At 53.1% G+C, this 24,275-nt stretch carries 23 protein-coding genes, 1 tRNA gene and 1 pseudogene; 13 read left to right on the forward strand and 12 right to left on the reverse strand.

The genetic code is table 11. The features are described from left to right. Positions 1-99: 99 nt before the first annotated feature. The 3 genes from QZ280_RS00635 to QZ280_RS00645 all read right to left on the reverse strand — a co-directional run bounded on the left by QZ280_RS00635 (position 100) and on the right by QZ280_RS00645 (position 3,435). A complete protein-coding gene (locus QZ280_RS00635) occupies positions 100-321 on the reverse strand; it encodes a hypothetical protein (protein ID WP_293440151.1) in 222 nt (73 codons plus the stop codon). Between the two features lie 507 nt (positions 322-828). After that, the gene (locus QZ280_RS00640; protein WP_293440152.1) at positions 829-969 is read right to left on the reverse strand and encodes an ACT domain-containing protein; all 141 of its coding nucleotides are present in this window, start codon (positions 967-969) and stop codon (positions 829-831) included. A gap of 12 nt (positions 970-981) precedes the next feature. Beyond that, positions 982-3,435 (reverse strand): UvrD-helicase domain-containing protein, encoded by a 2,454-nt coding sequence (locus tag QZ280_RS00645; RefSeq protein WP_293440154.1) that lies wholly within the window; start codon positions 3,433-3,435, stop codon positions 982-984. Positions 3,436-3,539: 104 nt separating this feature from the next. On the opposite strand from QZ280_RS00645, the gene QZ280_RS00650 reads away from it, so the two are divergent. The 5 genes from QZ280_RS00650 (at position 3,540) to QZ280_RS00670 (ending at position 8,959) form a co-directional block, all read left to right on the forward strand. Continuing rightward, complete coding sequence (locus QZ280_RS00650; RefSeq protein ID WP_293440156.1) at positions 3,540-4,694, forward strand: alpha-hydroxy acid oxidase; 1,155 nt, start codon at positions 3,540-3,542, stop codon at positions 4,692-4,694. A 132-nt stretch (positions 4,695-4,826) separates the two neighbouring features. Then, entirely contained in the window at positions 4,827-8,270 is a 3,444-nt protein-coding gene (locus QZ280_RS00655) for a pyruvate carboxylase (protein WP_293440158.1), read from the forward strand. Between the two features lie 131 nt (positions 8,271-8,401). Next, positions 8,402-8,581: a hypothetical protein gene (locus QZ280_RS00660; RefSeq protein ID WP_293440219.1), complete on the forward strand. Its 180-nt coding sequence runs from the start codon at positions 8,402-8,404 to the stop codon at positions 8,579-8,581. Continuing rightward, entirely contained in the window at positions 8,536-8,787 is a 252-nt protein-coding gene (locus QZ280_RS00665) for an MAPEG family protein (RefSeq protein ID WP_293440160.1), read from the forward strand. The genes QZ280_RS00660 and QZ280_RS00665 overlap by 46 nt, the downstream gene beginning before the upstream one ends. 97 nt (positions 8,788-8,884) lie before the next feature. After that, positions 8,885-8,959, forward strand: a tRNA-Gly gene (locus QZ280_RS00670). Positions 8,960-9,092: 133 nt separating this feature from the next. Here the strand turns inward: QZ280_RS00670 and QZ280_RS00675 are convergent. Next, positions 9,093-9,404 carry an ETC complex I subunit gene (locus QZ280_RS00675; RefSeq protein WP_293440162.1) on the reverse strand — a complete coding sequence of 104 codons (312 nt, stop codon included), beginning with the start codon at positions 9,402-9,404 and terminating at the stop codon, positions 9,093-9,095. A gap of 217 nt (positions 9,405-9,621) precedes the next feature. On the opposite strand from QZ280_RS00675, the gene QZ280_RS00680 reads away from it, so the two are divergent. The 3 genes from QZ280_RS00680 to uvrB all read left to right on the forward strand — a co-directional run bounded on the left by QZ280_RS00680 (position 9,622) and on the right by uvrB (position 12,829). Then, the gene (locus QZ280_RS00680; RefSeq protein ID WP_293440164.1) at positions 9,622-10,047 is read left to right on the forward strand and encodes a hypothetical protein; all 426 of its coding nucleotides are present in this window, start codon (positions 9,622-9,624) and stop codon (positions 10,045-10,047) included. 186 nt (positions 10,048-10,233) lie between these two features. Next, positions 10,234-10,554 carry a hypothetical protein gene (locus tag QZ280_RS00685; RefSeq protein WP_293440166.1) on the forward strand — a complete coding sequence of 107 codons (321 nt, stop codon included), beginning with the start codon at positions 10,234-10,236 and terminating at the stop codon, positions 10,552-10,554. Between the two features lie 76 nt (positions 10,555-10,630). Continuing rightward, positions 10,631-12,829: an excinuclease ABC subunit UvrB gene (gene uvrB, locus QZ280_RS00690; RefSeq protein WP_293440168.1), complete on the forward strand. Its 2,199-nt coding sequence runs from the start codon at positions 10,631-10,633 to the stop codon at positions 12,827-12,829. 426 nt (positions 12,830-13,255) lie between these two features. Here uvrB and QZ280_RS16160 read toward each other — a convergent pair whose 3' ends face one another. Together QZ280_RS16160 and QZ280_RS00700 are read right to left on the reverse strand one after the other, a co-directional pair. Continuing rightward, entirely contained in the window at positions 13,256-13,408 is a 153-nt protein-coding gene (locus QZ280_RS16160; RefSeq protein ID WP_365733986.1) for an I78 family peptidase inhibitor, read from the reverse strand. 123 nt (positions 13,409-13,531) lie between these two features. Then, positions 13,532-14,374 (reverse strand): DUF6206 family protein, encoded by an 843-nt coding sequence (locus QZ280_RS00700; RefSeq protein ID WP_293440172.1) that lies wholly within the window; start codon positions 14,372-14,374, stop codon positions 13,532-13,534. 118 nt (positions 14,375-14,492) lie between these two features. Between QZ280_RS00700 and QZ280_RS00705 the strand changes: the two genes are divergently transcribed. Further along, positions 14,493-15,158 carry a hypothetical protein gene (locus tag QZ280_RS00705; protein ID WP_293440174.1) on the forward strand — a complete coding sequence of 222 codons (666 nt, stop codon included), beginning with the start codon at positions 14,493-14,495 and terminating at the stop codon, positions 15,156-15,158. A gap of 14 nt (positions 15,159-15,172) precedes the next feature. On the opposite strand, the gene QZ280_RS16165 is transcribed toward QZ280_RS00705, so the two are convergent. The 4 genes from QZ280_RS16165 to QZ280_RS00720 all read right to left on the reverse strand — a co-directional run bounded on the left by QZ280_RS16165 (position 15,173) and on the right by QZ280_RS00720 (position 19,295). Continuing rightward, on the reverse strand, positions 15,173-16,261 hold the full coding sequence (locus QZ280_RS16165; RefSeq protein WP_365733989.1) for a hypothetical protein: 1,089 nt from the start codon (positions 16,259-16,261) through the stop codon (positions 15,173-15,175). Further along, positions 16,203-16,961, reverse strand: coding sequence for a glycosyl hydrolase family 28-related protein (locus tag QZ280_RS16170; protein WP_365733991.1), 759 nt, complete (start codon positions 16,959-16,961; stop codon positions 16,203-16,205). Before QZ280_RS16170 ends, QZ280_RS16165 begins: the two co-directional genes overlap by 59 nt. Positions 16,962-17,240: 279 nt before the next feature. Beyond that, positions 17,241-17,660, reverse strand: coding sequence for a DUF4864 domain-containing protein (locus QZ280_RS00715; protein WP_293440176.1), 420 nt, complete (start codon positions 17,658-17,660; stop codon positions 17,241-17,243). A 60-nt stretch (positions 17,661-17,720) separates the two neighbouring features. Further along, entirely contained in the window at positions 17,721-19,295 is a 1,575-nt protein-coding gene (locus tag QZ280_RS00720) for a lysine--tRNA ligase (protein WP_293440178.1), read from the reverse strand. Between the two features lie 127 nt (positions 19,296-19,422). On the opposite strand from QZ280_RS00720, the gene QZ280_RS00725 reads away from it, so the two are divergent. Continuing rightward, complete coding sequence (locus QZ280_RS00725) at positions 19,423-19,845, forward strand: tellurite resistance TerB family protein (protein WP_293440180.1); 423 nt, start codon at positions 19,423-19,425, stop codon at positions 19,843-19,845. A gap of 9 nt (positions 19,846-19,854) precedes the next feature. Here QZ280_RS00725 and QZ280_RS00730 read toward each other — a convergent pair. After that, a pseudogene (locus tag QZ280_RS00730) lies at positions 19,855-20,421 on the reverse strand (L,D-transpeptidase). Between the two features lie 142 nt (positions 20,422-20,563). On the opposite strand from QZ280_RS00730, the gene QZ280_RS00735 reads away from it, so the two are divergent. Continuing rightward, positions 20,564-21,190: a hemolysin III family protein gene (locus tag QZ280_RS00735; RefSeq protein WP_293440182.1), complete on the forward strand. Its 627-nt coding sequence runs from the start codon at positions 20,564-20,566 to the stop codon at positions 21,188-21,190. A gap of 9 nt (positions 21,191-21,199) precedes the next feature. Next, positions 21,200-21,628 (forward strand): thioredoxin TrxC, encoded by a 429-nt coding sequence (gene trxC / locus QZ280_RS00740; protein WP_293440184.1) that lies wholly within the window; start codon positions 21,200-21,202, stop codon positions 21,626-21,628. Between the two features lie 520 nt (positions 21,629-22,148). Here the strand turns inward: trxC and ettA are convergent. Beyond that, complete coding sequence (gene ettA, locus QZ280_RS00745; protein WP_293440186.1) at positions 22,149-23,804, reverse strand: energy-dependent translational throttle protein EttA; 1,656 nt, start codon at positions 23,802-23,804, stop codon at positions 22,149-22,151. A 63-nt stretch (positions 23,805-23,867) separates the two neighbouring features. Here ettA and QZ280_RS00750 point away from each other — a divergent pair, with 63 nt between their 5' ends. Then, positions 23,868-24,098, forward strand: a complete 231-nt coding sequence (locus QZ280_RS00750; protein ID WP_293440188.1) for a hypothetical protein — start codon at positions 23,868-23,870, stop codon at positions 24,096-24,098. Positions 24,099-24,275: the final 177 nt, after the last annotated feature.

A 24,275-nucleotide genomic window follows, 5' to 3' on the forward strand; every position in this document is an offset into this window, starting at 1 on the left:
GTAGGAAGTGTAGGAAGTGTAGGAAGTGTTATCAAGCGCGTTGTAGCCCGTGCCAGTCCAACGAAATGCTTCTACGGTGTGGGTTGCCATGGCGTACCCCTACTTGTCAGCCGCGCACAATTTTGCTTTGCGCTCAAGATCAAGCGCGTGAAACAGCAATCGCTTGCCCTTCGTGGACAATTGAAAAGCGACAGCGCCTGCTCCCAGATCATCCTCGACCGTCAGCACATCGCCCGCTTTGGGCGCGGTGCTGTGTTCGGATCTAAGTCTGTCCGAAAACTGCACTTCACGTTGTTTTAAGGTTGTTGAAAAAGCACTCATCAAATCATCTGTAGCTGTGCAAATTGGCACACAATATCACGTCGAAAAGGACGTGTTAGCAAAAAATTTTCAGCAGGAACCCGCGCGATATTCTGCCTGTTAGAAGCGACGATGCGCTTATAAGATGCGCACTCTTTGGCGCGCTTTTTACGGGTGACACAAATGCATGACTTTCAAATTCGCGTGGTCGTTAGCCGAAGCTGAAGTATTGCAATTACACATATTTCGAATTGTGCAGTAGCCTAAAAACTCGCTGTTTCTGAAGATTGGCCGGCAAGGTCTTGAACGCATCCTCTGCTCGATCTTCGGGAATAAAGAAGTGATCATAAAAAATCATGCCACTGGATTGCCCCCCATACCAGCTGCCGCAAGCTTTGTTGCGATCAAGGCGATAAACCCAACCGCATCCAACGAAGAATGCACATTGAGGGTGATCATGCGGCTCGAAAATTCCTGCGACAAGCCATGCACCACGGCTTCGTCCTGCAAGACAATTAAAGTGACACCTTAGGCTTCACGAAAAATCATCCGTGGCTTTAGATTTTGTGGCATCGCTCCCTCGGGGATCGTCACTAACACGTAGATTCCCTCAACAAGCTGCGCCGATATGCCGCGTAAAAGTGTTTGGAGGTCGCGCTTACCGCTCATAAAAAAATCTTATTAAAACGGAATATCATCCGCCGCATCTGCCGCTGCCACAAAGCGCGAGACGACCTTTTTGATGCCCGCTTTCTCGAATTCAATCTCAAGCTTATCGCCCTCAATTCCGATCACCGCACCATAGCCGAACTTCTGGTGAAACACGCGCTCGCCCAGTGAAAAACTCGACACAGCCGTCATGTCGATTGTGATGTTATTACTCTCAGCGGGTTGGCTCATTGGGCGGTTGTCTTTGCGAGCTTGAAGGCGTTTCCAGCCAGGCGAGTTGTAGACATTCGCGTCCTGAACACGCTGTTCAAGATCACTTTGGCCACTGCCCCCCATGCCCATGCCCGCCGCACCGTAGTTGCCACCATAAAGGCCAGGCGGGGTCAGCACCTCAACGTGATCTTCTGGCAATTCATCGATAAAACGCGAAGGCAATTGGCTTTGCCATTGACCAAAGACCATGCGATTGGCGGTAAAGGAAATCGTGCAAATATCCTCAGCACGGGTGATGCCAACATAGGCAAGACGGCGCTCTTCTTCGAGACCTTTGAGACCGCTTTCATCCATGGAGCGTTGAGAGGGAAACAAACCGTCCTCCCATCCGGGCAAGAACACTGATGGGAATTCAAGACCCTTGGCCCCGTGCAACGTCATTATCGAGACTTTAGCAGCTTCGTCCTCTTGAGTGTTGTCCATGATCAGGCTGACGTGCTCCAAAAACCCTTGCAGGTTTTCAAATTGCTCCAGCGCTTTTACCAATTCCTTAAGGTTTTCCAACCGTCCCGGCCCTTCGGGGGTTTTGTCGTTCTGCCAATATGCGGTATAGCCGCTTTCATCGAGGATCACCTGCGCCAGTTCGACATGGCTCATCTCAGGGGGACCGAACTCCAGCTCCAACATTTGCGGACCATCATCAAGCACCGCATCATCATCAATGATCGTCACAACCCGTGGCCCGCGCGTAAGGGCCGCCCAGCGATCGAGACCATCGACCAGTTTAGCAAGCTCCGCACCGCCCTTGCCACTAATCGCTTTGCTCTCCAAGATGATGCGCGCACCCTCGACAAGGCTGACGCCGTTCTCGCGCGCGGCCATCTGGATTTTCTGCTGCGCTTTATCACCGAGGCCACGTTTTGGCGTGTTCACGATCCGCTCGAATGCCAGATCATCATCAGACGAGGTCACAACACGGAAATAGGCCATAGCATCGCGGATTTCCATGCGCTCGTAAAAGCGTGGACCACCGATGACGCGGTAGGGCAAGCCAATGGTCAAAAAGCGATCCTCAAACGCGCGCATTTGATGGGACGCGCGCACAAGGATAGCCATATCATTCAGCGAAATCGGGTTCATGCCGCGCGTGCCCGATTGCATCGCTTCCAGTTCTTCGCCAATCCAGCGCGCCTCTTCTTCACCGTCCCAATGACCTATCAGCCGGACTTTTTCGCCCTCTTCCGAAGCAGTCCACAGATCCTTGCCAAGCCGGCCTTCATTACCAGAAATCACATTAGAGGCAGCCGCTAAAATATGCGGGGTGGAGCGGTAGTTTTGCTCTAGCCGGACCACCTTTGCGCCCGGGAAATCCTTCTCAAAGCGTAGGATATTGCCCACTTCCGCCCCGCGCCAACCGTAGATGGATTGATCGTCATCCCCAACGCAGCAGATGTTTTTGTGTCCCCCCGCGAGCAAGCGCAGCCAGAGATATTGTGCGACGTTCGTGTCCTGATACTCGTCCACCAAAATATAACGGAACCAGCGTTGGTATTGATTCAGCACATCGTCGTGGGTCTGGAAGATCGTCACCACATGCATCAGCAGATCGCCGAAATCGACTGCGTTAAGTTCTAAGAGACGCTTCTGATACATCTCATAGAGCTCGGTGCCGCGATTATTGAACGCACCCGCATCAGCGCTTGGCACTTTTTCAGGCGTCAACGCCCGGTTCTTCCAGCCATCAATAAAGCCTGCAAGCATACGCGCCGGCCAGCGTTTATCGTCTATGTTTTCAGCGCGTAAAAGCTGTTTCAAGAGGCGAAGTTGATCATCCGTATCAAGGATCGTGAAATTGCTCTTAAGCCCAGCCAATTCTGCGTGGCGGCGCAGCAGCTTCACACAAATCGCATGGAACGTGCCAAGCCACGGCATCCCCTCAATCGATTGACCAAGCATACCGCCCACGCGATTTTTCATCTCGCGCGCAGCTTTGTTGGTGAAGGTGACCGCCAGAATTTCGTTGGGACGCGCTTTGGCAGCATTCATCAGATGCACAATGCGCGCGGTCAGTGCTTTAGTTTTGCCTGTACCCGCCCCCGCCAACATCAAGACTGGACCGTCTAGCGTTTCCACCGCTTCGCGTTGCGCGGGGTTCAGCCCATCCAAATACGGCATCGGCCGCGCAGACATCGCGCGTTGGGAGAGAGGCGTGGAGGCACCTTCAAAGGCGTCCATTTCGTCAAAATTGCTCATGAGTGTAACTCTAGCGCGCAAAAGCCGATAGGAAAAGGGAGGTTCTTGATCTGTTCCGCATTCTTTTACTAGACAAATGCCGCATTGCGGCGAAAGCTGCTCGCATGGATTTACACGCACCGTACCCTGCCCTCGCGGATCTGCACCGCGCCGCCAAACGCCGTATCCCACATTTCGTTTGGGAATACCTCGACAGTGCCACAGGGCTCGAAGCGAGCAAGGCGCGCAATCGCACAAAGCTCGATGAGGTACTGATGATGCCCTCCGTCTTGCATGGGGAGATCACACCAGATCTATCAGTTGGTCTACTGGGTCACACGCTGCCGCTGCCTTTCGGGATCGCGCCGCTTGGCATGTCGGGTCTGATCTGGCCGAATGCGGAACCGATCCTCGCAAGCAACGCCGCTGCGCTTGGCATTCCTTATACCCTTTCGACCGTGGCGACCCGCACGCCCGAAGATATCGCGCCAAGCCTTGGGCAACATGGATGGTTCCAGTTCTATCCGCCCCGCGACGAAGGAATCCGCCGTGATATGCTAGAGCGCGCCAAGGCGAGCGGATTTCACACTTTGGTGCTGACGGTTGATGTCCCTGTTGCATCCCGCCGTGAACGCCAAATTCGCGGCGGGCTACGTCAACCACCCAAGATCACCCCACGCTTGCTGGCCCAAATCGCGCTATGTCCGGCTTGGGCGATTGGCATCGCGCTTCTTGGAATGCCGCGCATGCGCACATTGGATAAGTACATTGATCAAGTGAAAGACGCTGGCGAAGAACGCTCTAGCACGGCACATATCGGCTATCTTCTCCGCACCTCGCCCGATTGGGAGTACGTGCACTGGCTGCGCGACAATTGGGACGGAAAACTCATACTCAAGGGTGTCTTGGATGTACGAGATGTCGCCAAAACCGAAGCGGCAGGGATTGATGCGCTTTGGCTTTCCAACCATGCGGGTCGTCAGTTTGATGCGGCCCCTGCCCCGATTGAAGTCCTCCCCACGATCCGCGCTGCGACGAAACTGCCGCTAATCATGGACAGCGGGATTGAGGGCGGGTTGGATATCCTGCGAGCCTACGCGCTTGGTGCGGATTTTGTGATGCTGGGGCGCGCTTGGCATTACGCGCTTGGCGCACTTGGCGAGCAAGGTCCTGCGCATTTGGCTGATATCCTCACATCTGATCTGCGCGCGAATATGGGGCAATTAGGACTGACTCATTTACGCGACGCGCCTCAAACTATTATCCCACCACCCAGATGAAACGGGCTAGTTGACATGAACCGTTAGCGTTAACATAAGCTCCTGTTAGCACAAAACACCCAATACTACGAATACCACACCCCTCATTTAGCCTGTACACAGCGGGTAAAAGATACTCTCGGGAAGCCTGACATGACTGAATTCAACAAAATCCTCATCGCCAATCGCGGCGAAATTGCCATCCGCATCATGCGCGCGGCCAATGAATTGGGGAAGAAAACCGTCGCCGTGTACGCGGAAGAAGATAAGTTGGGCCTGCACCGCTTCAAGGCCGATGAAGCCTACCGCATTGGCGAAGGCATGGGGCCAGTCGCGGCCTATCTCTCGATCGAAGAGATCATTCGCGTCGCTAAAGACTGCGGCGCAGATGCGATCCATCCAGGCTACGGCTTACTGTCAGAAAACCCTGATTTCGTAGACGCTTGCGACGCCAATGGCATCACCTTTATCGGACCCAAAGCCGCCACTATGCGCGCGCTGGGTGATAAAGCCTCCGCGCGCCGCGTCGCAATGGACGCGGGTGTGCCTGTCGTGCCCGCAACCGAAGTGCTGGGCGATGATATGGATGCGGTCAAGCGTGAGGCAGGCGAAGTTGGCTATCCTTTGATGCTAAAAGCATCATGGGGCGGCGGCGGTCGTGGCATGCGTCCGATCTATTCTGAAGATGAAGTTGAAGAGAAGGTGCTCGAAGGGCGCCGTGAGGCGGAAGCAGCGTTTGGCAATGACGAGGGCTACCTCGAAAAGATGATCGTGCGCGCACGTCATGTGGAAGTGCAAATTCTCGGTGATAGCCAAGGTGGTATGTATCACCTGTTTGAGCGCGATTGCTCCGTCCAGCGGCGCAATCAAAAAGTGGTAGAGCGCGCACCTGCCCCCTACCTCAGCGAGCAGCAGCGGACAGAGATTTGCGATCTGGGCCGTAAGATTTGCGCACATGTGAATTATGAATGTGCAGGCACCGTCGAATTCCTGATGGATATGAACAGCGGCAAGTTCTATTTCATCGAAGTAAACCCGCGCGTGCAGGTTGAGCACACGGTGACAGAAGAAGTCACAGGCATCGACATTGTTCAAGCGCAGATCAAAATCGCGGAGGGCAAAACGATTGCCGAAGCCACGGGCAAGGCATGCCAAGACGATGTGCGCCTCAATGGTCACGCGTTGCAAACACGGATCACAACGGAAGATCCCCTCAATAATTTCATCCCCGACTATGGCCGCATCACAGCATTCCGTGAAGCGCAGGGTATGGGTATTCGTCTGGATGGCGGCACGGCCTATTCCGGTGGTGTCATCACGCGTTATTATGACAGTCTGTTGATGAAAGTGACCGCCCACGCGCAAACCCCTGAGGCTGCGATTGCCCGCATGGACCGTGCGCTGCGCGAGTTTCGTATTCGCGGCGTAAGCACCAATATCGCCTTCGTTGAGAACCTGCTGAAACACCCCACATTCCTCAACAACGAGTACACGACGACCTTCATCGACAACACAAACGATCTGTTTGATTTCAAAAAACGTCGGGATCGTGCGACGAAAATTTTGATTTATATTGCGGATATCAGCGTCAACGGCCATCCCGAAACCGCTGGGCGTCCTCTGCCTGTGAGCGACCTCAAAACACCGCGCGCACCAGACTATACGAATGAAGTCGCGCCATATGGCACGCGCAATCTGCTTGAAGACAAAGGCCCGCAAGCGGTTGCTGACTGGATGAGCGCGCAAAAGCAGCTTCTTTTGACAGACACAACAATGCGCGATGGCCATCAAAGCTTGCTCGCGACGCGCATGCGCTCCATCGATATGATCCGCGTGGCACCAACCTATGCCTCAGAAATGTCGCAGCTTTTCTCGGTTGAATGCTGGGGTGGCGCGACTTTTGATGTGGCCTATCGTTTCTTGCAAGAATGCCCATGGCAGCGTCTGCGTGACATCCGCGCGGCGATGCCAAATGTGATGACACAGATGTTGCTGCGTTCCGCAAACGGGGTCGGATACACCAACTATCCGGACAATGTGGTGCAGGAATTTGTGCGCCAAGCGGCACAAACGGGCGTTGATGTATTCCGCGTATTCGACAGTCTCAATTGGACCGAAAACATGCGCGTTGCGATGGATGCTGTGATCGAGGCGAACAAAGTCTGCGAAGGCACAATTTGCTACACAGGCGACATCTTGAACGCAGATCGCGCGAAATATGATCTGAAATACTATGTGCAAATGGGCAAAGAGCTGCGCGATGCTGGCGCACATGTATTGGGTCTAAAGGATATGGCGGGTTTGCTGAAACCTGCCTCTGCGCGGGTCTTGGTGAAGGCGTTGAAAGAAGAGGTTGGCCTGCCGATCCACTTTCACACACATGACACTGCGGGCATTGCCTGCGCGACCATTCTTGCTGCCTCTGACGCGGGCGTGGACGCGGTGGATTGCGCGATGGACGCGCTCTCGGGCAACACCAGCCAAGCGACGTTGGGCACAGTGGTCGAATCCCTGCGTCACACGGAACGCGACACGGGCATCGACATCGGATCGGTACGCCAGATTTCGGATTATTGGGAACAGGTACGTGCTCAATATGCGGCGTTTGAGACAGGACAACAGGCACCATCGTCTGAGGTATATTTGCACGAAATGCCCGGCGGTCAGTTCACCAACCTTAAGGCGCAAGCACGCTCGCTTGGACTAGAAGAACGTTGGCCAGAGGTCGCACGCACTTATTCGGACGTGAACGACATGTTCGGTGATATCGTTAAAGTAACGCCAAGCTCCAAGGTTGTCGGCGACATGGCGTTGATGATGGTCAGCCAAGGCCTCAGTCGATCTGACGTGGAAGACCCCGAGAATGACGTGGCCTTCCCTGACAGCGTGGTCGATATGATGCGCGGAAATCTGGGCCAGCCTCCTGGTGGCTTCCCGGATGGGATTGTCGCGAAAGTTCTGAAGGGTAATACGCCCAATGTTGAGCGCCCGGGCAAGTCGCTTGCACCTGTCGATTTGGACGCAGAACGCGCGAAGCTCAGCGACCTTCTTGAGGGGCGTGAGATTGACGATGAGGATCTCAATGGCTACTTGATGTATCCGAAGGTGTTCCTTGATTACATGGACCGCCATCGCACCTATGGCCCCGTGCGAGTCCTACCGACGCGCACGTTCTTTTATGGGATGGAGCCGACTGAGGAGATTTCAGCTGAGATTGACCCAGGTAAAACGCTGGAGATTCGCCTGCAAGCCATTGGTGAAACGCTGGATGATGGCGACGTAAAAGTGTTCTTTGAACTCAACGGTCAACCCCGAGTTATTCGTGTGCCGAACCGGACAGTCAAAGCAGCAACAGCTGCACGGCCCAAAGCCGATCCCGCAAACGAAAACCACATTGGCGCACCGATGCCAGGTGTCGTGGCGTCTGTCGCGGCAACTGTCGGGGCGAAGGTCGCGGCGGGTGATCTCTTGCTCACGATTGAAGCGATGAAGATGGAAACCGGCATTCACGCCGAACGCGACGCGGTGATCAAAGCTGTGCATGTGCAAGCAGGCGCACAGATCGATGCAAAGGACTTGTTGATCGAGCTGGAATGAGCGTGTTTGCGCACGCTATTGATATGCGCTGACGCGCGAGGGTTGAGGCGCAGCCTCAAACTCCGAAGTTTAGCTAGAAAGATGAAGAGCGCCCTGCCATATCTGGTGGGGCGTTTTCTATTGGAGGCCTTATGCTGGAAATCACATCGCTTTATACTGCGCTTTTGACGTTTATCTTCTTGTGGCTCAGTCTCCGCGTGAATGTCTATCGCCGTGGCAACAAGATTTCGATAGGCACAACGGCGACAACAGCCTCCTCAAGCGAATGCACGCGCAGGGCAATTTTATCGAATACGTTCCATTCAGGTTGATCTTGTTGGCGCTGGTAGAGTTTTCTGGCGCACCGGCGCTGGCGGTGCATTTGTTGGGGCTGATGTTGCTGATTGGGCGCGCGTTACATGCTTGGGGCTTTTCTGCCTCACCGCCTGTGATGGACGGACGTGTCTTTGGGATGATCCTAACCCTAACGATGATCTTGCTCAGCGCGCTCGGGCTTTTGTTACACACTCTATTTTAAGGAAAATATTGTTTCGTTTGAAAAAAGTGACATTAGAGCGATATTTTCTCTTGCGGGTGTCGGATCACAGGCCTAAATAGCCCCTATCCAAACGGATGCGGGCGTAGCTCAGGGGTAGAGCGAAACCTTGCCAAGGTTTAGGTCGGGCGTTCGAATCGCCTCGCCCGCTCCAATTGGACTTTCTTACCCCGTGATTATGACAAGGCCTCCCTCGGGAGGCCTTTCGTCGTTCTAGGCATACAATGAGCATAAAAACCCGCTCAACTGGCGGGTTTTGATCGCTGCTACAAGGAGTTTGCCGGAAGTTAGTGCGTCCAAGCGCCCCGACGGTCTGTCGCGAAATTCTCTGCGTAGCCACCCTTGCGAATGTTGGCTTTGCGCTTGTTCGGCTCACGCACGGAGGCATCAATGCCGTTGGCTTCTGCATAGGCAAGCGCTGCTTCCTTACTCTCAAAGCGCAGTTTTACCTGCGCTTGCGTGTCATCAGACGATGTCCAGCCCATCAAAGGATCAACCTGCCGCGCACTCGCGGGGGCATGCTCTAAGATCCAAACATGCGTTTTCGCCGTGCCGGAAGACATGGCGGTTTTGGACGGTTGATAAATACGTGCGCGCATCTGAGGGCCCCAAGTCAATCATTTGAACTGGCCTATCTATCGCGGAAACTGCCTTGTTTCGCAAGTGGCGCGGGCTTTTGATTGCAAACAATTTAAAGCGATCCATGACAAACCCTACAACACATCGAGCATCTGGAAACACTGTTTTGCGAAAGGTTAATTTGAGTTCAGCCGCCTATTCCAATATCCGAACGACGAGTTGCAAAGGAAGTCCGCCGTGAGCCTCAAGTTTTCTGTTGTGTTACTTCTTGTTTGCCTATGCGCCTGTGCGTCGGATGAAGGCATCACCCCAGAAGACTGCCTACCAAACGACCAAAGGGACGCTGACCGGGAAGCGACGCCCTCAGAGCAGACCGTGCCAGACCTGCCCAGCTATGAGCCTTCGATCGGCAGCTCCGGCTACACAATCAGCCAGTTGCGCGTTGCAACAGTGACCGCCCGTACAGGAAACGCGCAGCTGCGGAACGTCACAGGACGTGTGCGCCACAATGGTGTAAAACTTGTCATTGATGATGGCCTCTACAAGCTCGCTGATGAGAACGGTTTTGACGCCAATGGCGAGGACGCAAACGAAGGGGTGACGCTTCGTTTGGTCAACCCGTACGGGCGGTACGAGTATGCCTCGCTCTACTCAACCAGCTAAACGGTTGGTGTCGACACCTACACGGCGGTCGGTGCAATCGGTATTGCGACCCGTGATGAGGACATGCCCACAACTGGTCTGGCAAGTTATTCAGGCGATTCAGTCTACGCCTAAACGACGCAAACAGGGACCGGGTTTGCAGGCGTTAGGACATTCAGTGCCGATGTGGATTTCGAGGGTCAGCAGATGCAAGCCTATATAGAAGTTCGCACCGCACAAAACCCTTTCACCTGGGAAACTGTTGCTAATCGAACGTTTGATCGCATCGACATGGACCGTTTCACGATTTCAGGCACAAGCTTTTCTGGAACGGATATGCGCCCTAGCAACAACGGCACCGAAGTTGCTATTACAGGGGCGAACACGACGACTCAAGTTGAAGCCAGTTCTATGGAATTGCGCGGACAAGCGAGAACGCTTCACAACCGGATGAAATCGCAGGCGAAGCACTTATCATTGGGGATGATGGCAATATCATTTTGTCATTTATCGGGGATTAACGCCTGATTGGCTGGCATGTACTCTTGAATTAGAACAAAAAGCGATCAAATCTTACAGTTCATCTTTAATGAGCGAGCAGCGCATGTCTTTTGTTCAAAATGACGGATCCGATACCCTGTTGAATGCCCCCAAAGGCGATGTGCGCGAGCGCCTCAAGCTCGAAGGCGGCATCGCGTTTGAACTGAAATCAGAGTTTGAGCCAGCAGGCGATCAACCCACCGCCATCAAGGAGCTGAGCGAGGGCATTGATGCGGGCGAGCGCGATCAGGTGCTCTTGGGTGCGACGGGTACGGGTAAGACCTTTACCATGGCCAAATTGATCCACCAGACCCAGCGCCCCGCGCTCATTCTCGCCCCCAACAAAACCCTAGCCGCTCAATTGTTCGGCGAATTCAAAGGGTTCTTTCCCGAAAATGCTGTCGAATACTTCGTCAGCTTCTATGACTACTATCAACCCGAAGCTTATGTCGCGCGCTCTGACACCTTCATCGAGAAAGAAAGCCAGATCAACGAGCAGATTGACCGGATGCGCCACTCTGCCACCCGCGCGCTGTTGGAGCGTGATGACGTGATCATCATCGCCTCTGTCTCGTGCATTTATGGTATCGGGTCTGTCGAAACCTACGGCGCGATGACGCAGGATCTAGAGGTTGGTAAGAACTACGACCAGCGCAGCGTAATGCAGGATTTGGTTGCGCAGCAATACAAACGCAATGATGCCGCCTTTGCGCGTGGATCATTCCGTGTGCGCGGCGATAGCCTGGAGATTTTTCCCGCCCACCTTGAAGATCGCGCATGGAAATTTTCGTTCTTCGGCGACGAGCTGGAAAGCATTGTCGAATTTGATCCCCTCACGGGTGAGAAGAAGGACACGAAGGACCGTGTGCGGGTTTATGCGAATTCGCATTATGTGACGCCGAAACCGACAATGAACCAAGCGGTTCAAAAGATTAAACAAGAGCTGCGTATGCGGCTTGATCAACTGGTGGCAGAAGGAAAATTGCTGGAAGCTCAACGCCTTGAGCAGCGCACGAATTTTGACATCGAAATGCTGGAAGCAACAGGCGTGTGCAACGGAATCGAGAACTATTCGCGCTACTTAACGGGCCGCGCACCGGGGGAGCCGCCTCCCACATTATTCGAATTCATCCCCGACAATGCAATTGTGTTTGCCGATGAATCCCATGTCTCCGTGCCGCAAATCGGTGGCATGTATAAGGGTGACTATCGTCGTAAATTCACGCTGGCCGAGCACGGCTTCCGCCTGCCCTCTTGCATGGACAACCGCCCGCTGAAGTTCGAGGAATGGGACGCAATGCGTCCGCAATCTGTCTTCGTCAGTGCGACCCCCTCTAAGTGGGAGCTGGAGGCAACAGGTGGTGTCTTTACAGAACAGATCATTCGCCCCACGGGTTTGCTGGACCCCAAAGTCGAAATCCGTTCCGTAGAGACGCAAGTCGATGATTTATTGGATGAAGTGCGCAAAGTCACTGCGAACGGTTTCCGCACGCTAGTGACGACATTGACCAAGCGCATGTCGGAAGACCTGACCGAGTACATGCACGAACAGGGCATCAAAGTGCGCTACATGCATAGCGATATCGATACGATCGAGCGCATCGAAATCCTGCGTGATTTGCGCCTTGGGGCGTTTGATGTGCTGATCGGCATTAACCTGTTGCGCGAGGGTCTTGATATTCCAGAGTGCGGCTTGGTTGCTATTCTCGACGCAGATAAAGAGGGCTTTTTGCGCTCTGAAACTTCGCTGATCCAAACCATTGGCCGCGCCGCACGTAACGCCGAAGGTCGCGTGATCATGTATGCTGATAAGATCACAGGCTCCATGGAGCGAGCGTTGGGCGAAACAGATCGCCGCCGCGCCAAGCAGGAAGCCTATAACCTTAAGCACGGCATCACACCTGCGACGGTTAAAAAGAATGTCGAAGACGTGCTTGCAGGTCTCTACAAGGGCGACGTGGACATGAACCGCGTCACCGCTAAGATTGACAAACCTTTGGCAGGTGCGAATTTGCAGGCCGTGCTGGATGGCTTGCGGGTCGATATGCGCAAAGCTGCGGAGAACCTAGAATTCGAAGAAGCTGCGCGTCTGCGCGATGAGGTAAAGCGCTTGGAAGCAGTTGATTTGGCCGTGTCTGATGACCCAATGGCGCGCCAGTCGGTGATTGAAGAGGCAGCCAGAAATGCGCATAAAGCGGCAGGGCGTTCAACTGCGGGTCGCCCCGGTCAGCGCGGCGGTGTGAAGCCAAGGCGGAGGCGTTAAATGCGCTTGTTTCTGCGCGCGGCCTTGATAGTTGCGGGGCTAATTGGCAGCCCTGCTCTCGCTTGGGATTTTTCCACATCACCCATCTGCACAGTTACAAATCGAGGCTCAGATACAGCACTGAAACTCACGTTTGACGGTGAGCTTTATGTGCTTCATCTGTCACATCTTGAGGGCTGGCAAAACGCCGAGGTCTTTGCGATCCGTTTTGCACCGAACGGCCCGTTCATTCAAACGACACGGCATCAAATAGACGGCCAAACCCTGTCCGTGTCAGATGCAGGGTTCGGCAATGTTCTGAAAGGCTTACAAAACAATCAGGTTGTTCAAGTGCTCTTGGGTGAAACCGTCCGCGACATTGATCTCAGCGGTGCTTACACCCCTTTCGAAAACTTAATAAAATTGCAAGCCTGGCGCTGCCCTGTCTTAACCGCACCGCAAACCCGTTACGATACCCGATCTATCAACAGCGATCTCCAAACGGCCCTCGACGAAATCTGTTGTGACTACATCGTCCAGCCAGACAACGCGGTAGGTCAATGTGGGCGGCAGTGCGGCAGCATTGATCTGCGTGCCCATCAACGATATAACCTCCGACTTTGCGCAAGTCTCAGGGCCGGCGCTTACGCTGTTGGAGCCGCTGGATATGGGCGTAGACACACAGCCCACCACCGCAAGAATCGCAGCACATGAGGTGATGATTTAAACATTTGGTGCTCCTTGCAGGCCCAACACTTTGCGAAAACCCGTCCAATAGCCAGGTAATTTTGGCGGGGCTTTCATTTCGGGGATCGCCTCTTCGGCCCAACGCGGCATGGCGCGGCGTGCGAAATCCTGCCCCCACTCCAAGAAACGCGCACTATCATTTGGACGCAGGCGGCACGCACTTCCAACAAGTCCAACAAGTGTTTCAGAGGCGGAATACCATTCATCCTGAATACCCGTCACACGGCCCTGAATAAGGGGGCCAACCCAACGCATCAGCCGCTTGTCCGAATAGGTCAGCAGCATCTTTCCCATTTCCTCACGTGAATAATGGATCAGCGGCGGGAATGTATCAAAGAACAGCGCTTTGCCATCGAGATAGGCAAAATTGCGGATGGAAGGGTGAAAACCAACGCGCCCTTCGACTTTATCGGCATTGTTCCAAAAGGTTGCGATCACCTGTCCTGCGGCTTCCATCATTTCAACCGCTTGTTCACGTTCTGCGGCAATAATTTGCAGGCGCATCATGCTGTCGCTAGGCAATGCCTCTTGCACGATCACCGGAACGGTTGTGCCGTCGATATCCAGCAGATGAAAATCTGTCACAGGCAGATCGACCCCCGTCAATTCCAACGCCGCTACATAATCGCTGTGGCATTGCGCAAGGCGCTCCAGCTCTGCCATGTCGCGCAAACCGCGGTACACCTTGATCACCTTGTTCGCTAAAGGCCCGCTTGCAGGCCTGAACGGTGCACAGAAATAGCCAAGCTTGCTCACCGCTTGCCCACGCTCCGCACTGTCGGCTTTTATCAGCCATTCCAGTTCGATCAAATCGCTCATATCAGGTCCTTTTGTTGTGTCCCCAATACCCCGCGCGCACCTCCACGGCTAGGGCCAGGAAACCTGTTAACTATTTATTCAGCATAACCGCCGACTCTGAGCGTAGGTGGTAGAATATATGAACCGGATTTTCCTTTCTTTGGCAGGTCTTTTGATGTGCTTGGCAGCGTCGCATGTGCACGCGGGGGCTTGGCCACACGGCAAGGGCAAAACCTTTAGCGCGTCTTCCGCCACCTTTACATGGCCTGATCAAAGAAAGCTAAAATTCCCTGATATCTATGGCAGCACATATCTCGAACACGGGATCACACCGCGCCTTACGAAGGGGCTGGATATGGCCACACCCGATGCAAAACGCCATAATCGTCTCAGATCCGTTGCATTTTCGCGTTTCACGCTCACCGCAAATGATGCGCTGTTCCAAGTTGCGGTTGATGGCGGCGGCGGACACTACCGCGACACCGATGTGATGCGCTTTGGCCTGTCTTACAGGATTGGCTTCAAAACGCTCAAGAAAGATAGCTGGATCTCGGTGGATGCACATACATTGCAGGCTGTCGCCGATGATTGCGCGGCCTATGCCCTTGATGCGACTTATGGAATAACTTTAAAACACGGTAAAATCATGGGGCAAATCTCAACGTTTCAAGCCTTCGATGACGCCCAAAGCATAAGCGTCACTCCCGCCTATGCCCATCGTATTGGCAAAAGCACGCATTTCGAAGTCGGAGTCGTCCTTGGAATACGCAGCAAGCCAGACCCCACATTGAAGATTGGGATCTAGCAGAAGTTTTAGATTCAAAACTGGCTAGTCATCCATACTGGCCGTGATTGTGACCGTTCCAGCCACATCTTTCTCCCAGGCCAGCTCGACAACATCACATTACCGCCGCTCTCGGGCGTAATCCAGGGCACCGTGTATTGGTTGACGTTCGCCACATTCTTAATCTTGCCACAATTGATCAAAGACGTCACATGCATCGCGCACGCCCCAAACGGTAGACGACCAGAAAACGGAATGAACCATGTAGAGTTATGGTTGCTTTGCGTGTGATCCAAGGTCAGTGGATTTTCCGTACCGGTCACAACATTCAAGAACATATTGCCGTTCACAACGCTATCGCCTTGAAACACGTGATTACCTAAAATCACATAGTTTTGCCTGCCAAGGATCGCGAAATGGCGAAACTGGCTCACGCAATTGTTGCGAATCTTCAAATCATTCGCGTTGGCGTTCATCCCAATACTGGTGCGTTTTTGCGCGTTGGTGCCCCCTTCATTGGTGATGAATTGGCATTCCTCAATGAACATGCACTGGCGTCCGCTCCCGATCGATGTAAGACCACGATCTTTCAGGCGTGTGATAAAGTAGCTTTTTAACGTATTCGCGACACCTGAGCGCGGCATCATAATGCCTGACGCATATCCGCGACACAGGATCCCAAGGTCCAACAAAACAAGCTGGCTAAACAGATCAAAACCAGAAAAATCCAAAACGTATTTGAAGCGCTGGAAGCCGTAGTTCTGACGACCTGCCGCATCATAAAGCGGACCGGACAGACGGATTTCTTGTGCCGCAACATTCACTTCACGCACATAGACTTCACGCCCAACGCCCGTGCCTTGCACCAATGATCCGACCTGAATATTGACGATATTTGTGACAGCCGCCAGCCGATCATCGTTGGACGCACTATAACTCGCAACAGAGGTCGTGACATCCACATCCCATTCGGGACCATCGGCGACGTACAGCTGGCCGTTTCGAATAAAACGGCGCTGCGCAAAGCTGTTCCGCGAGCCTTCAATCGCCTGCAAATCAAGCTGTTCAGTGATCGTGACACGCCGACCACCAAGATCCAGCGTTTCGTGATCGGCATTGTTCAAAAGCCCCTGTTCCTCGTCCCCTCCAAAGGCCTCGATGTATTTGGGCAAACCATAGTCCAAAACCCAACGACAGGATATCGCCCGCATCTTGGGTGAGCTTGCCTTCAAACTCCACCACTTCGGTTAGAGTTAGCAAGGAACCGATATAAAATGTCCCAGCAGGCAGCAAAATCTTGCGTCTTTCAGCCGCCTGTTCTGCCGTGACAAATGCCGCGTGATCATCGGTGACGCCGTCGCCAACTGCTCCAAAATCACGTACTTCCACGATATTCATCATGTTGCGATGAAATGCACTGGTGATGTCTTCAATCTCGATGTCGTCAATGCGGATCACACCGCCATTTGGCCCCGTGATGTCCAAACCGAAATGCCCATAAAGCGGATCACGGCCCCAAACCATATCGACACCCGTGCGCGCGCCAAAATCCACAATCGCACTGATCTCAATCACTTCGCCATAAGCACTTAGGCTGACGGGATTTCCAGTCTCCTTCACACCGCTCACATACGCGCCACCAGATCTACCGGCCCAACCCGCAATACGCACCGTTGGAAGCGACCCGCTCATCGCTTTGACTTTCGCCGCTATGCGCAAATAACACCCCGGCAGCAGAGGCGTTTCCTCCATATAGCGCAGCTTTTGCGTCGCATCGGTTTTCTGGATCTCAAGGCAACCACTAAAATCCAGATCTGACGGCACATAAGCCGCCGTCGCATCCCCTGATATGTGTCAGACCCGGGGGGTCCATCTCCACGCGCCCAAACCGTCAAGCCCTTAGAAAAAGCGGGCGGCAAAAGAACCACACCATCTGTGATCGCCTTGTTCATAAAATCTTCCTCTTGCGCCAAGGTCGGCTACGCGCACACACGTTTCCAAACGCCCGACACCTAAAAAATGCGTCAAGCGGAGGCGGAAGATTGGCTCAAAAGATTTAAGAGGCTCTGACAGCACCGTTACGGTGCATTTTATTGGATGAGTTTAGGCAGACACACCAGAGGATGTCACAAGCTGTACACCATTGATTTTCCATCCATTTTCACTTTGGATCATCTGATAATCGAAAATGAATATCTCGCCTTTGACATCCCGCACCTGCACCTTTTGATAAAGTGAGCCCCCGATAGAGCGCAGGTCCAAAAACTGCACATCCTCGGCGCGGCGCACCATCGGATAGCTCTGCGTGACCATCATTCCAAAGTTTTGGGGCGAACCAAAGAGCTGCTGAATAAGCGGACTGGCATAGGTGAAGGCTTGAGCGAAATCATCATTCGCAAGCGCATCAAATTGACTCTGGATCGTGTCGGTAATGACGGGCTTGTCGGCCTGCTCCGCGGCAAGTGCTGAACCGAAACAAAGCGCCAAAACCACAGCAAATGCACCAGATAGTCGAGTAAACATAACGGCTTTCCTCTCTTGCGCGATGAGAGAAGAGTTAACTTAAAGGCTCAGCAAGTCAAATCAGACCAAGTCACCAGCAAGAGCTTGATCGATAAGGGCCACAGTTTCAGCGACACCGTAGAGCGCAATAAAACCGCCAAAGCGCGGTCCCTGACTGGCCCCAAGCAGCACCTCATAAAGCGCCGTGAACCAGCCCCGCAACGGATCAAACCGTTCGCGACCACAAGCGAAGACTAAGTTTTGAAGTTCTTCCGCATCCAACCCGTTGCCCCAAACTTTCAAGCCATCACGCAGCGCAATCAACGCCTCTCGTTCCAAATCACTTGGCGCACGAAACACTTTCGCGGGCTTCACGAAATCATTGTAATACCCCACCGCAAAACCTGCGGCTTGATCCATATCAGGGTTCGTCTCCGCACTCGCGTTCGGCGCATAACGCTGAATAAAGCCCCAAAGCTGATCCTTATCTTCCGCACTCGACACGGAGGCGAGGTTCAAAAGCATTGAGAACGGCACAACCATTTTGCTCTCCGGCACATCGCCGCCATGAATATGCCAAACCGGATTGTTCAACCGAGCTTTCGTATCCTGATCAACATAAGCCCGCAGTTGCTGGTGATATTCATCAACCGCTTTCGGGATCACATCGAAATGCATCCGCTTCGCCGTCTTTGGCTTTTGATACATGAAATATGACAGGCTTTCGGACGAAGCATAGCTCAACCACTGATCAATCGACACGCCATTGCCAGAGGTCTTGGAAATTTTCTGCCCATTTTCATCCAAGAATAATTCGTACGTGAAGTGCTCGGGCGCAGGCATCCCAAGAATACGGCAAATCTTGTCATAGATCGGCGTGTTGGTGGAGTGATCCTTGCCATACATCTCAAAATCAACGCCAAGCGCGGCCCAGCGCGCGCCAAAATCCGGCTTCCACTGCAACTTCACATTGCCGCCTGTGACCGGAACGGTCCATTCACGGCCCTCTTCATCATCAAAAGTGATGGTATAATCGTCGCGATTGATCGACTTCATTGGCACATACAAAACGCGCCCCGTTTTGGGGTGGAACGGCAAAAAAATGGAATAGGTCTGACGCCGCTCTTCACGCAAAGACGCCAACATCACTTCCATGATCGCATCATATTTATCAACCGCGCGCTTCAGAACTTCGTCAAACTGACCAGATCCGTAAAATTCGGTTGCACTGTAAAAATCATACTCGAACCCAAAGGTATCAAGGAAACGCCGCAGCATCGCATTGTTATGATGGCCAAAACTCTCGAATTCACTGAATGGGTCCGGTACAGAAGTCAGCGGTTTTTGCAAATGCTCCGTCAGACCCTCTGGGTTGGGAACATTGGAAGGCACCTTACGCATGCCGTCAAGATCATCGGAAAAACACACAAGTTTGGTAGGGTAATCGCTGATTTCTTTAAACGCGCGCATGACCATGCTTGTGCGCGACACCTCACCGAACGTCCCGATATGCGGCAATCCCGACGGACCATAGCCCGTCTCAAACAGCACATAGCCCTTCTCTGGACCCGCTTTTTTGTAGCGTTTCAAAATGCGGCGCGCCTCTTCAAAAGGCCAGGCTTTTGAGCTCATCGCAGCGTCGCGCACATCTGACATATCTGGTCTCCAAAAAAGAAACCTGCCCCAGTGGGCAGGCATATGCGCGCTACCTATTGAATGCGAAGGATTTCGTCAATATTTTGCAGGTGCATCATGAAGTGCCTCCCAACTGAAAGCGAACGCCGTGACTCAATCAACGCCCCACCCGCTTAGCCCGCAGGATTGCCTCGTCGCGCTGATGATTGCCGTCTCCGCCTCTGACGAGGATATTCGCACAGTCGAGCTGGTCAAAATCCAGAGTGCGGTGAACAACCTACCCGTATTCGCCGAATACGATATCGACCGAATGAACATTATGGCGCAAACCGTGTTCGATCTCTTCGAACAAGTGGACGGGCTTGATGCGTTGTTCGGACTTATTCGCGATAACCTGCCCGAGCGTTTGTTCGAAACCGCCTATGCATTGTCTTGCGATGTAGCTGCCGCAGACGGAACCTTACAAGAAAGCGAGCTGCGCATTCTTGAAGAGATCCGTTACGAACTGAACCTAGACCGCCTCCACGCCGCCGCGATCGAGCGCGGCGCACGTGCGCGTCATATCAGGTAACTTTTTCGTTTAAACGACTGTCACTTTCGTACCAATTGGAACACTTTCATAGAGATGTGTGACGTGGGTGTTGATCATACGGATGCAGCCGTTGGGCACAGATTGCCCGATAGAACTTGGCTGCGTTGTGCCATCAATACGAAAATACATATCGCGACCGTTTTGAAATAGATAAAGTGCGCGCGCACCCAAGGGATTGCGTGATCCACCTTCTATCGCATCCAAATTGCCTTTGTATTTTCCGTATAACTTAGACGAACGCTCAATCATTTCATTCGTGGCGCGCTACTTGGGCCGTTCTTTCTTCACATCGATCGTCGCGACACCCGTAAACTCAAGCCCCGCCTTGCCAACACTGACCCCGTAACGGTTCGATTTGTTCTTATCCTCGATCCAATATCGAAGATGCGAACGCGGCTGGGCAAGGATTTGTCCTGGGTCAAACTCATCCTTCACGCGGAAATATTGCGGGATGAACTGTTCTGGTAGCACAAACGGTGCGGATTGGGCCTGTGCAAATTGCGGGATCAATGTGCCCGCCGCGGCTGTCTGTATAAATGTTCGACGTGAAACCATGTCGATGTTCCTCCTAGCGCTAAATGGCTTCGTTTCCAAACTGGCAACAATTTGTCAGAAACATGTGACGCCAAATCACGCTCGACTTACCGCGCTCCGCTGCCTATCGAACACCAATCAAGCCGCAACACAAAGTCAGAACATGTACCCAAGCCCCACCGTTTCCCATCGCCGCGCAGATATGGCGGTCCACGCGCTTGGCATCAGCGCGATCTTGATCGCAGGGGTCATACTCTTGATCAAAGCGTCGAACACGCTCTCGATACCGCTCATCTTTGCGTGTCTGACCTATGTCATATGTGCTCTCATCTCCAACCAAGCCTCTTGCTTTTACCATTTCGCACCATGGCACGCCAAACGCACGCTCCTGCGCCGCATCGATCACGCAGCGATCTACATCAGCATAACAGGCATGTTCACGCCGCTCCTCGTCCAAGCAGGCACCACACGCACCTACATCATCCTCGCCCTATGCTGGGTCCTGACAATCATGGCCATCTGGAACAAGATCACCAATTCTGAAATCAAATCAAAATGGTCCACTGCCTCCTATCTTGCACTGGGTGCTATCGGACTGCTCGCCCTGCCCGACCTAACAGACGTACCAAGCATCACACCCAAACTTATCCTCGCCGGAAGCGCGGCCTACGCCATCGGCACGATCTTCTATGCATGCAAAACCTTGCCATTTCGTTACGCGATTTGGCATTCTTGGGTGACCATTGGCGGCATGTTCATGTTCACAGGCATCTGGCTCGCACTATTCTAAGGACCTCTCATGGCTGGCAAAAAACTCACCTGTTTCAAATGTGCGCAACTTAATCGCGTGCCGTTCGACAAGCTCAGTGATGGCCCCAAATGCGGCTCCTGCGGTGCTGCGCTGATGCCCTCCAAAGCGGTCGAGATCACTCCCGCGATCCTCATAAAAGCTAGCGCGAGCGACGATGTGCCCTTGGTCGTGGATTTCTGGGCCCCGTGGTGTGGGCCGTGCAAGATGATGGGACCGGAATTTGACAAGGCCGCCACAGTGTTAGCTGGCAAAGCCCGCCTTGTAAAAGTGAACACGCAAGAGCATCAATCGGTGTCCGGTAAGATGCGCATCAAAGGGATCCCAACAATGATCGCATGGCAAAATGGGCGTGAGGTGAAACGGCAGGCAGGCACTATGAAAATGGGGCAGATTGTTGAGTGGGTGCCTCGAAGTTAGTCTCGATCAAACACACCCTTAGGATGATAAATTGTGCCATTAATTCCCAAGTTGACGACATCAAGCGAACCCGAGTGTGCAACAATTTTCGAAAGCTGAACTTCAGCAAAACGAAAATGTTTGTGGGCTTTTTCAAATCGGCCAATTATTGATTTAGAAGCCTCTGGTTTGTTTTCTATTTCACCGGGAACGAGATGGTCCCAAAGCCAGCTATGAACAAATTTATTTCTTTAGCTATTAATCTCTCGCAAATACTCCAAATTACGCCCTTCGACACCTTTATCGGCGAGCCTTTGTACAAGTTGCCCAAACGAAGACCGACGTAATTTGTTGTGTAAATCTTTGAAATCATCTCGCGTCGCATGGACGAAAATCTCGCTGTGAGTAGTTTGTTCTAACAACGAAATCACACTGAAAAGTGTGCCAATTTGAAGTAAGTAGACCAGAGGAAATTCTCCCTCTAGCCCTTCTCTAAGGTGACTAATTTAGCCAGCTTTAATAACAGGCGGGAACACCAACCTTAGCGTGCAAACTTCTTATGCTTAATCCGCTTAGGCTCCAAAGCATCCGCGCCCAAACGGCGCTTTTTGTCTTCCTCGTAATCCTCGAAGTTGCCCTCGAACCACTCCACATGCGCGTCGCCTTCAAAGGCCAGCATGTGCGTGCAGATGCGGTCGAGGAAGAAACGGTCGTGCGAGATGACCACGGCGCAGCCTGCGAAATCGACCAGAGCGTCTTCCAAGGCGCGTAGTGTCTCAACGTCCAAGTCGTTTGTCGGTTCGTCGAGCAGCAGCACATTGCCGCCCTCTTTCAGCAAACGCGCCATGTGAACGCGATTGCGCTCACCACCTGACAAGAGACCGACTTTCTTCTGCTGATCGCCACCTTTGAAGTTGAAGGACGAGCAATAGGCGCGGCTGTTCACTTCCGCGTCGCCCAGCGCAATGATCTCGGAGCCGCCGGAAATTGCTTCCCAAACCGTCTCATCATCGCCCAGATCATCGCGAGACTGATCAACGTAGGACAGCTGCACCGTGTCGCCATACTCAACCGTTCCAGCGTCAGGCTTTTCCTGCCCTGTCAGCATCTTGAAAAGCGTGGATTTACCCGCACCGTTGGGGCCGATCACACCGACAATACCACCGGGGGGCAGATCAAAGGACAGGTTTTCGACCAAGAGCTTATCGCCCATCGCCTTCTTCAAACCTTCAACTTCAATCACCTTGTTGCCCAAACGTGGACCGTTCGGAATAACGATCTGTGCACGGCCAACCTTGTCGCGCTCGGACTGACCTGCAAGCTCATTATAGGCGCTGATACGCGCTTTAGACTTGGCCTGGCGGGCCTTTGCACCTTGGCGCATCCATTCAAGTTCGCGCTCAAGCGTCTTTTGTTTTGATTTATCTTCGCGCGCTTCTTGGGAGAGACGTTTCGCCTTTTGCTCCAGCCATGCGGAATAATTGCCCTCGTAAGGAATGCCCTTGCCGCGATCCAACTCAAGGATCCAGCTCGTGATATCGTCAAGGAAATAACGGTCGTGCGTGACGCAAAGGATCGTGCCTTTGTAATCAATCAAGTGCTTTTGCAGCCACGCAATTGTTTCCGCATCCAAGTGGTTGGTCGGCTCGTCGAGCAGCAGCATGTCGGGCTGCTCAAGAAGCAATTTGCACAGCGCAACGCGGCGCGCCTCACCACCAGAAAGCGACGTTACATTCGCATCATCCGGCGGGCAGCGCAGCGCTTCCATGGACACGTCGATCTGGCTGTCCAGATCCCACAGGTTCTCCGCATCAATCTTATCCTGCAATTCAGCCATCTCATCCGCTGTCTCGTCGGAATAGTTCATTGCAAGTTCGTTATAGCGATCCAAGGTCGCCTTTTTATCCGCAACCCCCAGCATCACATTACCGCGCACATCAAGCGTTTCATCAAGCTTGGGCTCTTGCGGCAGGTAGCCCACATGCGCACCCTCAGCCTTCCATGCTTCGCCGCTGAAGTCCTTATCCCAACCTGCCATGATCTTCAGCAGCGTTGATTTACCCGCACCGTTGACACCCACAACACCAATTTTCACACCGGGGAGGAAGTTCAAGTGGATGTTTTCAAAACATTTCTTACCACCGGGATAGGTCTTGGATACACCTTGCATGTGATACACATATTGATACGCGGCCATATGCTCGCTCCTCACGCTAAATTCAGTTGGAACTCACATAGTGTGATGCGAGGATAGGCGCAAATGAATAGGAAGTTTCAGATGCGTCAGCTCGCTTTGATATCCCCTTTACTTATACCGACGCTGGTGGGCGCGCAGGCCAATGGCGACTTGCCCCGTGAGTTCGGCTGTATCGCTCGAGATGAACTCAGCAACGACATGCACCCGTCCAAGCTTGCCCGCATCGTGCGCGCTTGTGCCACTGAACAACGTTATGACGACGCTGTGAAGGTCTACTACACCTACTCCTCTTAGGGGCTATACGATCAACAACGCGTGCGCGATGAAAGTGCACATTTGGTACTAGGTGAGTTGTCACAATGGATGTTCGCCTTCCTTGATCGCACGACAATGAAAGGCGTTCGCGCCTCCATCGATAAACTACACGATCCTGAGCATCCTTTCTTTTAAAATACATGCTTGGAGATCGAA

This window comes from Planktotalea sp., assembly GCF_018607995.1.
Classification (GTDB): domain Bacteria; phylum Pseudomonadota; class Alphaproteobacteria; order Rhodobacterales; family Rhodobacteraceae; genus Planktotalea.